This is a genomic window from Paenibacillus sp. FSL R7-0179, assembly GCF_038002265.1.
Classification (GTDB): Bacteria; Bacillota; Bacilli; order Paenibacillales; family Paenibacillaceae; genus Paenibacillus_AQ.
Genome location: NZ_JBBOCC010000002.1, coordinates 441,331 through 453,488 on the forward strand (window position 1 = coordinate 441,331; position 12,158 = coordinate 453,488).

Annotated in this window: 10 protein-coding genes and 2 tRNA genes; 9 read left to right on the forward strand and 3 right to left on the reverse strand. The window is 45.2% G+C overall.

Annotated elements, in window-relative coordinates; translation table 11 throughout:
* Window positions 1–6 precede the first annotated feature (6 nt).
* The 8 genes from MKX63_RS18710 (at window position 7) to MKX63_RS18745 (ending at window position 6,220) form a co-directional block, all read left to right on the forward strand.
* Complete coding sequence (locus MKX63_RS18710) at window positions 7–975, forward strand: branched-chain amino acid ABC transporter permease (protein WP_341019195.1); 969 nt, start codon at window positions 7–9, stop codon at window positions 973–975.
* Complete coding sequence (locus MKX63_RS18715) at window positions 944–1,726, forward strand: ABC transporter ATP-binding protein (RefSeq protein ID WP_341019197.1); 783 nt, start codon at window positions 944–946, stop codon at window positions 1,724–1,726. Before MKX63_RS18710 ends, MKX63_RS18715 begins: the two co-directional genes overlap by 32 nt.
* 4 nt (window positions 1,727–1,730) lie before the next feature.
* Window positions 1,731–2,432, forward strand: coding sequence for an ABC transporter ATP-binding protein (locus MKX63_RS18720; protein ID WP_341019198.1), 702 nt, complete (start codon window positions 1,731–1,733; stop codon window positions 2,430–2,432).
* A gap of 77 nt (window positions 2,433–2,509) precedes the next feature.
* Entirely contained in the window at window positions 2,510–3,706 is a 1,197-nt protein-coding gene (locus MKX63_RS18725; protein WP_341019199.1) for an ABC transporter substrate-binding protein, read from the forward strand.
* Window positions 3,707–3,882: 176 nt separating this feature from the next.
* The gene (gene ald / locus MKX63_RS18730; RefSeq protein WP_341019201.1) at window positions 3,883–5,016 is read left to right on the forward strand and encodes an alanine dehydrogenase; all 1,134 of its coding nucleotides are present in this window, start codon (window positions 3,883–3,885) and stop codon (window positions 5,014–5,016) included.
* Window positions 5,017–5,320: 304 nt separating this feature from the next.
* Window positions 5,321–5,395: transfer RNA gene (locus tag MKX63_RS18735), tRNA-Glu, on the forward strand.
* Between the two features lie 4 nt (window positions 5,396–5,399).
* Window positions 5,400–5,482, forward strand: a tRNA-Leu gene (locus MKX63_RS18740).
* Window positions 5,483–6,007: 525 nt separating this feature from the next.
* Window positions 6,008–6,220 carry a hypothetical protein gene (locus MKX63_RS18745; protein ID WP_341019203.1) on the forward strand — a complete coding sequence of 71 codons (213 nt, stop codon included), beginning with the start codon at window positions 6,008–6,010 and terminating at the stop codon, window positions 6,218–6,220.
* Between the two features lie 1,055 nt (window positions 6,221–7,275).
* On the opposite strand, the gene MKX63_RS18755 is transcribed toward MKX63_RS18745, so the two are convergent.
* Genes MKX63_RS18755 through MKX63_RS18765 form a run of 3 tightly spaced genes read right to left on the reverse strand, consistent with a single transcriptional unit; the run spans window position 7,276 to window position 10,046 of the window.
* Window positions 7,276–7,518 (reverse strand): hypothetical protein, encoded by a 243-nt coding sequence (locus MKX63_RS18755; protein ID WP_341019204.1) that lies wholly within the window; start codon window positions 7,516–7,518, stop codon window positions 7,276–7,278.
* Window positions 7,519–7,564: 46 nt separating this feature from the next.
* Window positions 7,565–9,169: a hypothetical protein gene (locus MKX63_RS18760; protein WP_341019205.1), complete on the reverse strand. Its 1,605-nt coding sequence runs from the start codon at window positions 9,167–9,169 to the stop codon at window positions 7,565–7,567.
* On the reverse strand, window positions 9,144–10,046 hold the full coding sequence (locus MKX63_RS18765) for an ABC transporter ATP-binding protein (protein WP_341019207.1): 903 nt from the start codon (window positions 10,044–10,046) through the stop codon (window positions 9,144–9,146). The genes MKX63_RS18760 and MKX63_RS18765 overlap by 26 nt, the downstream gene beginning before the upstream one ends.
* An 892-nt stretch (window positions 10,047–10,938) precedes the next feature.
* Here MKX63_RS18765 and fabD point away from each other — a divergent pair.
* Window positions 10,939–12,147: an ACP S-malonyltransferase gene (gene fabD / locus MKX63_RS18770; RefSeq protein WP_341019208.1), complete on the forward strand. Its 1,209-nt coding sequence runs from the start codon at window positions 10,939–10,941 to the stop codon at window positions 12,145–12,147.
* Window positions 12,148–12,158: the final 11 nt, after the last annotated feature.

Here is a 12,158-nt window from a genome sequence, read left to right on the forward strand (position 1 = left end):
GCTGCCGTGAAAAAGATAAATAAAAAGTTCTGGCTGGGCATACTTGTCGCCCTTGCGTTCTATGGATTCGTAAAGGTTCTTTTAACAACGGGAATTCTTAGTGATGTGAATCAGTCTATGCTGCTGCTCATCGGGGTTAATATCATGCTGGCCGTGTCGCTGAACCTGATTACCGGGATTACCGGGCAGTTCTCCATTGGCCATGCCGGGTTCATGTCGGTGGGTGCGTATACCTCGGCGATTCTTACCCTTGACTACAATGTGCCGTTCATTCCTGCTATTCTTGCGGGCGGACTGCTGGCAGCGGTATTCGGTGTATTAATCGGGATGCCTACGCTCCGGCTTAACGGGGACTATCTTGCTATTGCTACGCTGGGGTTTGGTGAGATTATCCGCATCATTATGCTGAATACGGAATATGTCGGCGGAGCTTCAGGACTCAGCGGTATTCCGGCCAAAACCACCTGGACCATGCTCTTCTTCTTCACTCTGATCTCAGTCGTACTGATTAATAACTTCATTAGATCTACTCACGGCCGGGCCTGTATTGCGATCCGCGAGAATGAGATTGCCGCTGAGGCGATGGGGATTAATACGACACGTTACAAAATCATTGCCTTCACCATCGGGGCGCTGTTTGCCGGCATGGCGGGCGGCCTGTCGGCCCATACGTTCTACGTCATTACGCCGGGGAGCTTCAACTTCCTGAAGTCTTTTGAAATCATCGTCATGGTGGTTCTCGGGGGGCTGGGCAGTACGGCGGGCTCTATCGTGGGTGCGGTGTTCGTTACACTGCTATATACCTACTTACGTGAATTCCCGGAATGGCGCATGATTATCTACTCGATTGTGCTCATTCTGATGATGATTTTCCGTCCGAGCGGCCTGCTTGGCGTAAGCAAATTCTCACTAGGCAAGTTCGGCAAAAAGGAGGCGAAGGCAAATGACGCAATCAAGAGCAGCGGTACTCCTTGATGTGAAAGCGGCCAGCCGGGCTTTTGGCGGACTGAAGGCAGTCAGCGAGGTATCTCTTCATATTGATAAAGGCGAGCTGATCGGCCTGATCGGACCCAACGGTGCCGGTAAAACCACATTGTTCAACCTGTTGACTGGAGTGTACCCGCCATCGTCGGGCAGCATTCTTTTGAATAATGAGTCTATCGGCGGGATGAAGCCCTACAAGATCAATCATAAAGGCGCTGCGCGTACGTTCCAGAACATCCGTCTATTTACGGCTATGACGGTGCTGGAGAACGTTAAGATTGCCTTCCATCAGCATGCAAAGCACTCGTTGTTCTCTTCGATGCTACGTCTGCCGAAGCATTTTCAGGGGGAAGAGGAGATTACCCGGAAGGCGATGGATATTCTCTCCATCTTCAATCTGGCTGATCAGAGTGAAGAGGTAGCGAGCAACCTGAGCTATGGAAATCAGCGGCGTCTGGAGATTGCCCGGGCGCTTGCGGCCGGACCCAAGCTGCTGCTGCTCGATGAGCCGGCCGCCGGGATGAACCCGAATGAGACGCGTGACCTGATGAACCTGATCGCCTGGATTCGGGAGGAGTTCGACCTGACGATTCTGCTGATTGAGCATGATATGTCACTGGTAATGGGAGTCTGCAGCCGCATCTACGTGCTGGACCGCGGAATCCTGATCGCTGATGGCACGCCGGCGGAGATCCGCAACAATCCGAAGGTCATCGAAGCGTATTTGGGACAGGAGGCGTAGCGCCATGCTTACAGTACAAGGGATTAATGTATATTACGGAGCGATTCATGCCTTGAAGGATCTCAGCATCACCGTGAAGCAGGGGGAAATTGTGACGCTAATCGGTGCCAACGGCGCCGGCAAGTCAACGCTGCTGAAGACGCTCTCGGGGCTGCTGAAGCCGAAGACAGGAAGTATTGAATTCCTGGGTAAATCGATAACGAATCAAAGTGTACAGGCGATTGTCAAAGAAGGGCTGATCCATTGTCCCGAAGGACGGCGCGTATTCGCTAATATGTCGGTCGAGGAGAATCTCGAATTGGGGGCTTACCTGCAGGATGGAAGCAGTCTGGCTGCGGACTTCGAGAAGGTATACAACACCTTCCCGCGATTGCTTGAACGCAAGAAGCAGCAGGCCGGAACCTTATCCGGCGGGGAGCAGCAGATGCTGGCGATGGGGCGGGCGATTATGGGCCACCCGAAGCTGCTGCTGCTGGATGAACCGTCGATGGGGCTGGCGCCGCTGCTGGTCCAGGATATTTTCAAGATTATCAAGGAAGTCAACGATGCCGGAACCACTGTCCTGCTGGTTGAGCAGAATGCGCACCAGGCGCTCAAAATCGCTGACCGCGCCTATGTCCTGGAGACAGGCCGGGTAGTGCTTGAAGGGGATGCCAAGGAATTGGCCGACTCCGATGAGATCAAAATGGCTTATCTCGGGCACTAAGCAGGGGCATCCATCCTATTAGCAGCATCACAGAAACAACATATATAAACTAAATAATCAGGAGGCTGGGAGAAACTATGAAGAAAATTGGGGCCATTATCTTGTCGACAGTATTGACTGCGGTATTAGCATCCGGCTGCGGCAACAACACAGCGAACAGCGGTAACTCTGCAAGCGGCGGCAACACTGCCGGGGGCACCATCAAGATCGGGGCTGACCTTGAGCTCACAGGCGGTCAGGCTTCTTTCGGCGACTCCGCATCCAAGGGCGCGAAGCTGGCAGTGGACGAGATCAACGCCAAAGGCGGTATACTCGGCAAGCAGCTGGAGCTGGTAGTTGCAGACAATGCATCGAAGTCTGAAGAAGCTACCCAGGCGGCACAGAAGCTGATCACCAATGACAAGGTCGTGACTATCATCGGCGCATCCACTTCGACCAACACGCTGGGGATCGTTCCGGTAGCTACGGAGAAAAAGATTCCGCTTGTCTCGGTAGGGGCTACTAATCCGAAGGTTACTGTGGATGAGCGCAGTGGCAATGTCAATGAATACGTGTTCCGTGCGGCATTCATCGATCCGTTCCAGGGTGAGGTAATGGCTAACTTTGCACTCGATTCCCTGAAGGCTAAGACTGCTGTCATCTATACCGACACTTCATCTGACTACTCCAAGGGCCTGCAGAAGTTCTTCGAAGAGACCTTCAAGGCCAAAGGAGGCGAAGTGCTGAGCCAGGAGTCGTACCAGCAGAAGGATTCGGACTTCAAGGCGGTTCTGACCCGGATCAAAGCAGCGAACCCGGATGTCATCTACCTGCCTGGTTATTATGAAGAAGTAGGTAAAATTGTGAAGCAGGCCCGTGAAATGGGCATCACCGTTCCGTTCCTGGGCGGAGACGGCTGGGATTCCCCGCAGCTGGCCGAAATCGCTGGTGCCAAAGCGCTGGAGAACACGTTCATGTCCAATCACTACTCGCCTGAAGATACAGCTCCTGAAGTAACCAGCTTCGTGGATGCCTACAAAGCGGCTAACGGCGGAGCAGTACCGGATGGTATGGCGGCCCTGGGCTATGATGCCCTGAAGCTGGTGGCTGATGCAATCACCCGTGCGGGTGAAGCTGATCCGGCCAAGATTACAGAAGCGCTGGCAGCGACTAAGGATCTGCAGCTCGCTACAGGCAAAATCACCCTGAACGACAAACATGACCCGGTCAAAGCCGCAGTTGTGCTGAAATTTGTTGACGGGAAGCAGACCTTTGAGACCAAGGTTAATCCTTAAGCAGCGAAATTGCATATACTAAGGTGAAGGGAACGGGAACCGGTCCGCAGTAGGCCAGGGGTCTCTTGCCTCACCTTAACCGTGAAGAGGAAGGCCCCGAATGGGAGCCTTTCTTTTCGCATCTCACAAGGATAGAATGTTGACTATACTTACTATAACTTTGAGGGGGAATCGGCATGATTATTGGCGTACCCGCAGAAATCAAGAATAACGAGAACCGCGTCGCCATCACCCCGGCCGGGGTGGAAGCGCTCCGGAAGGCAGGTCATGAAGTCTACATCCAAGCTTCAGCCGGAGCAGGCAGCGGCATGTGTGACAAGGAGTACGCAGATAAAGGCGCAGTGATTCTGGATACGGCTGCTGAGGTCTGGAGCAAGGTGGAGATGATCATCAAAGTGAAGGAGCCTCTGCCGGAGGAGTACGGTTATTTTCGCAAAGGGTTGATTCTGTTCACTTACCTGCATCTGGCACCGGAAGCGGCGCTGACTAAGGCGCTGGTGGAGAGCGGTGTGACCGCAGTGGGCTATGAGACCATTCAGCTTGAAGACGGCTCGCTGCCGCTGCTGATTCCGATGAGTGAGGTCGCAGGACGCATGGCGGTGCAGATCGGTGCCGGGCTGCTGGAGAAGCCGCATGGCGGCAAAGGCGTTCTGTTAGGCGGTGTACCTGGCGTACAGCAGGGAGAGGTAGTCATTGTAGGTGGCGGAATTGTCGGCACCAATGCGGCGAAGATAGCGCTGGGCATGGGAGCGCGCGTCACCATACTGGATCTGAATGCGGGCCGTCTGCGCGTGCTCAATGATATTTTTGGCGGACGGCTGGTGACCGTGATGTCGGATTCCTATCATCTGGAGCAGGCTGTGCGCCGGGCGGATCTGTTGATCGGAGCAGTACTGATTCCTGGTGCCCGTGCTCCGAAGCTGGTCACAGAGGATATGGTGAAGCAGATGGAGGCTGGCTCTGTCATTGTAGACGTTGCGATTGATCAGGGCGGGTCGATCGAGACCATCGACCGGATCACCACACATGAGAACCCGACGTATGTGAAGCATGGCGTAGTCCACTACGCCGTAGCCAACATGCCTGGAGCGGTCGCCCGGACCTCGACCCTGGCGCTGACCAACGTAACGATCCCCTATGCGCTGCAGATTGCCAACCTGGGCATCCATGCGGCTGCGGTGAAGAACGCGGCGCTTGCGCGCGGCCTGAATGTGGTAGCCGGACAGGTGACCAATGCTGCGGTGGCCGGAAGTCTGGGGTATGAATATGCGGATGGAATCCAGGTGCTGGCTGCTTGCGGGGAGAAGTGAACTATATAAATTAACGAAAAGCAAAAAGAAGCGGAGGGGAAATTTGGAACTGTAGGAGCGATAGCGACCGCCTGAAAGCTTTCCGCAGGAAAGCTAGCATCGTAAGCATCAGCGGTCGCCGAATTTCTACCACGAACAGTGGTTTAAAACAAGAAATCTGGGGACAACAGCGGCCGGAAGTCCAAATGTTCACCGCAGTGACGACCAAGCTTCGAGTGGAACTGATTTTTTTGAAAAAGGCTTGTCAAATACGCCAGCGTTTGATATACTCATTTTTGTTGTCACAAAGAAAAAACATAAATTTGGCTCGTTGGTCAAGGGGTTAAGACACCTCCCTTTCACGGAGGTAACATGGGTTCGAATCCCATACGAGTCACCAATATGCGGTAGTGGTGGAATGGCAGACACGCTATCTTGAGGGGGTAGTGGGTGTATACCCGTGGAGGTTCGAGTCCTCTCTACCGCATAACATTCAAATGAGCAAAAATCCTTGGTAGTTCAAGGATTTTTTGCTTTTTTATTTTTCTGAAAAAACTTACACTAACAATCTGTTTATTTTTGTAAGTAAAACAATGATGCCAAAATTAGGTGCGAATTTTTGGGATTAGTATTACCAACGTTCAACCAACTGCTATGCATAAGGGGAGGATGGATTTCCAACCGTTTCGCCAAAGCCAATGCCTGTTCAGGGGGAAGGTTTCATACAAGGATGAGATCGTATGGATATTTAAGTTGTCCATCACTAGCCTAAGCTGCTTTGCCGCTGAATAGTGGACCTCCAGCAGTTCTTGGATCTGCAGAGCCCAGTCAAATTTCGTGCGTCTTTCTGAAGCCTGCACGTAACGTCACCCAGCGAAAGGCTTGGTGAACAGAAACAGGCTGCAACTTCTTTTACGAACGTGTATTTGCATTATTCTCGAAGAACCTAACCTGGCTGCATGATTTGTGGAGGGGAAAATGACCTTCCCTGTTAGGCGTCCTCAATTATGAATTGGGCATACACACTACCGTGACGGAGAGCGCCATTATCCGCGCCTACTTAAACGCCGGTGTCATGGTGGTTGGAAGTTTGAACGTATCTGGGGGACGCCACAACATTCTGATGGATTATCTGGATAAGAGATTGACCGGCGAAGGTTACGATTTGTACGTTACGCGGACGATTGTAGTAGGAGAGCAGGGGAGTACGTCATGGAGTCGGTAGGTCGGTTTTTAGAAAAAAAGCTAAAACTCTGAATATGAACCGGGATAAGAGCACTGTGGCAAGGCCATGGTACGGGAAATTTTTAAGATTTAGTTTCCTGAGCCAGAGACAAGCAAATATTCGAATAACACTGAAGAGTCTCTTAGTATATAAAGGAAGGACTCGAGAATTAACAAAACAAACCTGGTTCATTTCCATGGAAGCTTGGATATTTATTCCTATCGGTGGCGAAGAGACTCTAAAAACTGGAACAGTGGATTCGGAGAAGACTATGAATGTGCCTGTGGAAGCAAGGGAAACGAGTGCGTACAGGGATCCGCGACCTTAGTGCGCTAGGTGTTCCAGAATGAGATTTCTTCACGATGGTAAACTTAAGCAGAGGTACATGGGAAATATCCTCTATTAAAAATAGTATGGAAACATAGTTAAAGTAGAATTAAGATGATATACCAAGATGTGTATGATCTTCATATCCAATAACTAAAAACATACAAAAAACTAAACGAGTAATATTGAATTGTTGCTCAGTACAGAAGTGTTCTTTAGGGCGGAGCTCTCGTCCTAAAGAACACAGGAATTAAATTTATATCTAGTTCTTCTTGTATCAGAGAATGTACATCAAACATCTAGATTAGATTTTGCGTGTATATCATTTTACTGAATGAGTGTGGAGGAAATGTTAAATATTGGGTGTTTCTGAAAACGAAAGAATCATATGATATGAGAAAATAGAATGGAGAAACAAGCAAGATTCCAAGACGGTACGAAATAACCGATGAACAGTGGGAACAAATCAAGGAGGACATGTTCCCGCCCTATGAAACAGAACGTCCGTCGAAATTAAGCAATCGTACGATGCTTAATCCCTTTTTTTTGAATTGCCCGATCGATTCGCAGAAGCGACTGTAGGACGTTTTCCATGAACCATAATGTTATTCGGGCAAGTTTCGCCATGCCGCACCACTTTATACGCATAGCCTCCATTTTCAAATTGACCCAATGATAAGTTTTCAGACACGCTCTAGTTAAATATGGGAGTGGGTGAGATAAGTGTATTATCTATAGCTGGAGGACTTGGTAAAGATAGTAACGATGCTACCGATAATTAGGAGTACAATTGGAAACCCAAATAACAATATGAGTGCTGATGACATTCCTTCAAAGGAAGTTGTATTAATAACAACTGGAATGTTTACACCAGATACTGAAAGAATGAACAGGACTACACCGATGACAAGTCCTACAAGACCAAACATTTTAATCGTTCTTACTTTTGATTTAGATGAATTTTTGCTCATTAAAACTCCTCCATTGTTCCAATTTTGGATTTTTTGATTCTGGCACTTAGGTAACTTGTGTTAGGCGGTTCCTTGTAATATACGCCGAGACCAGTAATCCAATACTAAAAAGCATATAAATGAGGCTTACGATCCAGAAGTTTATGCCTGCGTCCGAGATCCAGTTTGTCCCTTGTACTGACTTCATACCTAAGAAGTCGAGATAGGGTAATTTATTTATCGGACCTATGTACCAAATGATCATATACAACACCTCAAATGTACGGTTGGTTTTTGTAGTTACACCTGCTGCAAGTGCAAAGCTAGAAATGAGCAGAGCAGCAGAAATCCAAAGTGATATATACTCAACATTTCCTTCTAGGATAAAACGAATTAACATCCCCCCTCCTGTTAAACATGTAAGTAAAAAACCTGACAACCAAACAGCTGTTAACTGTCGGGAAACAAAACGTGGGCTAGACGCTATTAGAAAATGAGTCTGATAGCGATATTCCCGATTCCCCATTCCAGACCACAATATCAGTGGCCAAATCCATGTAACCGGCCAGATCATCCATTGAGATGATAGACTTAGGGGCATCAATAGACCCAGGGTAATCAAAATTATCGCAACAATATACCAACCGAGTGCCACGTCCTTCATCATTAAACGCCATTCAGCAGTTACCAATGTCAAGAAAGAGTCACGAACGGTCACAGGCGTAAGTGTCGTAGTGCGGATTTCGGGGTTCGTTAAATACTTATCTTGAACTGGCGGAGTCAAAGCGATTTCGAGTACTTGATCACTGTCAGTTTCTGATGTATGAGGAACTTCCTGAAAGCGGCGAAAGAAAACGGCTGATAATAGTACCAGCAGGAATGCAAAAAAGAATAATGAAAGCTGCTGCCCGATTAACGACCCGGTCCAATGAACACCTTGCCAATCGAAAAGCTGAATGGGCGTCTCGCCAAGAGTCAGTATGCCCATTCCGAATAAACCTGAATATTGTGGTTGAAGCGTAGAGAGATCATTGACCATTCTGTTTGTGATTATACTTGTTCCGAAAGGAATATAGCTGGAACTAGCAGTAAATGTAATGAAGAGGAAAAAATAAATTATATTTCCGAGTACACCTTGTAAGGCCTTTCGTGTCTCAAATAAAACAGAAAGTGCAGAAACGACGGCTATCATCGGGAAAGTAAGGAATAGAAAGGGTGATATTAATTTCCATATTTCGAGCTTAGTAGCTTCCCCGCGTACCTGTTGCATAATAATGGAAATAATCATTACTACAATTACAATAATGGATAAAACTACAAAGTTACTGATTGCTTTACCGACTAAATATTTCAGCTTACTTACTGACGTAGAAGCGATAATTTGTCCAAAACCAGTTTGTTCATCACGTTTTATACTGTTTCTTACTAAATAGAAACCAAACAGCGATAAGAACAATGTAGTTGAAATGGCGACAGATGCACCTACCCAAGCCGAGTTATAAATTCCCCGAAAATTATCCAAATATAGCGTTACGTAACCGCCCTCGGCAGGTGGAACAAAGAAGTATGCTATCATAATAGCAATACCCAAAATGACTACAAACGCAAATTGTCTAATTCTCTCAAAAAGATCAGCACGTGCAATGTTAAATATTGTGCGGAATACTTCCACTTAAAGTTCCCTCCTGGGTAGTTTTAATATATAAATAGGCATCCTCAAGAGTTGGAGATACTTTTGTTGAGTCAGGAAGTGGGGAGTGGTCAGAGACAATACGAAGTTGAAGGCCATCTTCTCGTCTAATTGTACCACTGATTGTCCATTTACTACGCGCTTCCTGAAGGTCGTGATCAGCTATAATTACTGACCATACCTTGTCTTGTACTTTATGTAGAAGTTGGGAAGGAGCTAACTTAGTTAGTAATTGCCCCTTCGATAAAATAGCAATCTGATCAGCAGTTGCCTCTATGTCGGATACAATATGTGTGGAAAAGATAATAATTCTTTCTCCTGATAAATCAGTCAGGAGACTGCGGAAGCGGACTCTTTCTTCTGGATCAAGGCCAACCGTTGGTTCGTCAACAATAAGTAACTGAGGATCATTGAGAAGCGCTTGAGCAATCCCTATTCTCTGACGCATCCCCCCTGAAAAACTTCCAATCGGGCGCTTTAATGTATCGTGTAAATTTAACAGTTCAAGTATTTCCATAATTCTAGGTCTGATCCTACTGTTGTCTAATCCTTTTAATGCGGAAACATACTGGAGAAATTCTACGGGGTTTAAATGCGGGTATACACCAAAGTCTTGAGGTAAGTATCCGAGGACACGACGTAATTCGTCAGGACTTTTGCGAATATCCGTTCCATTCCAACTTACAATTCCATTCGAAGGCTGTGAGATGGTAGCCAAAATTCGCATAAGGGTGGATTTACCAGCCCCATTAGGTCCAAGTAAACCTACAATCCCTGGCTTCAATTGCAGAGTTATCTCCTGTAATGCCCAAAAACCTTTCCTGTACTGCTTACTCACTTGTTGTATGTCGAGCAGCATTCTCCTACCTCCTAAGGGTAAAAATAAAATATATGGAAAAAAATAAATGTTAGTTAATCATACAAGTTCCTTTCATACTTGTCTATATTGAAAATGAATACATACTATCAAATTTCGATATAGAAAATCGGTAATAAAAAAAGTATTGAACTTACAAAATAATGAGTTTATGATAATAGAAAAATAATGCAATTAAGTATTATTTGTCGAAAAAAAGAATATCGTATTTATTTTAGGGCATTGCAAACTACATAAAGAATTTACTATTAATAATACCATATTTATCTATGTAAATGTAAAAAAAATCAAATTCGCAAGAGTCTTAGCCTTTCCTTTTTGCCGTGATACTTTTTAACTTTCTTCTAAACTCGAAGAAGTTAGAAAGTGAATTGTAACAAAGACTTCGATATACATAAAACTTCATATTTTCAAACTATTTTCAAACTGCATCACTCTAATTACCTCTTACAACATTGAGATTAAATTTATTTAATGATTTTCTCATTATCATCTTCAAGGGTTTTTAATATTGGTATATGAATTTAGTTTAAATTTTGTGATTATTCTGGTGTAAGAGCAAGTTTCTTGTGAATTATTGCGCATAAATAAATATGCCGACTTTATCAGAGTTAAAGGATTAATTCCCCTGAGTTAAGTCCTTTTTCTGTAATCATATTTTCATCAAATTAACTCAATCAATAATATATTTATAGTTTCTTTCATTCGATGAGAAATTGATCATTACTTTAGTCAGAATTAACATAACAACGTAAGATGTGGGTTTTTAGTTGTAATCTTCAATTGATAAGGGAAACGAAAATCTTGAGTGATTAAGCTGAGAAAAGAACCAAGTTGACCGAGCATCTATACTTTCCAAGGGGTGAATACCTAAATGCTTCAAGTAGGATTAATATTTCCAGGCCAAGGATCTCAATATGTAGGAATGGGAAAATGGCTTCTCGAGAATTATTCTGAGGCACGTCCCATCTTTGAAGAAGCAAATGAAGAATTAAATTTTGATATAAAAACTCTTTGTATGGAAGGAAGCTTAGCTGAATTATCACAGACTAAGAATGCACAACCCGCAATACTCACTGTTAGTACAATTGCACATCATTTTTATATGAGTGAAGTTGGAATCAAACCAAAATTTGTTGCTGGACATAGCCTTGGTGAATATTCTGCTTTAGTAGCTGCTGGATCACTTGAATTTAACAGTGCATTACAAATTGTTCGTCAAAGAGGCCTCTTTATGGAAGAAGCCTCTTCAGATAAAGTTGGAAGTATGTTCTCTGTTACAGGAGTTGAAAAAGAATGGATTGAACATTTATGCGAAAAGATTAGTACAATTAATGCCCCGGTCAACATTGCCTGCTATAACACCTCGAAACAGTATATTATATCGACACATCGACACTCTGCTCCGAAATTATTGGATGTACTGGATCGAAACCATGTGTCCTACATGCCACTCAATGTGAGCGGTCCCTTTCACAGTCCTCTGATGCATGGGGCTGCCGATAAACTTTCACCAATACTAAATCAATTTTCATTTCAAAATTGGCATACACCTATAATTTCTAACGTAACTGGTCGTCCTTATCATTCCTCAAATAAAATAAAAAATGGTTTACTTCTACAGATGACAAGGCCGGTTATGTGGGAGTCTTCAATTCGATTTATGTTTGAACGGAAGGTGGATGTCTTAATTGAACTCGGTCCACAGTCGATATTGAAAAAAATGACAAAAGATATTTCAGTCCAACTAGAAGCATATGCTTTTGATAATTATCAAGATCTGTCACGATTCCAAAATGGGCGAATGCGTCTCTATAGAAGCTCAGTTTTTATAAATCTATGTCTTGCAATTGTTGTATCTACGCCAAGTAGTAATAAATCTCAAAATAAATATGAAGCAGACGTGCTCTGCGGAATACGTAAGCTGAAACAAATGAACGAAGAACTACAAGAGAGTGGTACTTTTCTAACTCCGGAGCAAATGAGAGAAGCATACAGACTAGTTTATTATATTTTACAGACTAAGGAAGTATCTGAGGAAGAACTATCTTCCACTGTGAATGAATTAGAATGCTTTTTCTAGAGGAAATATGC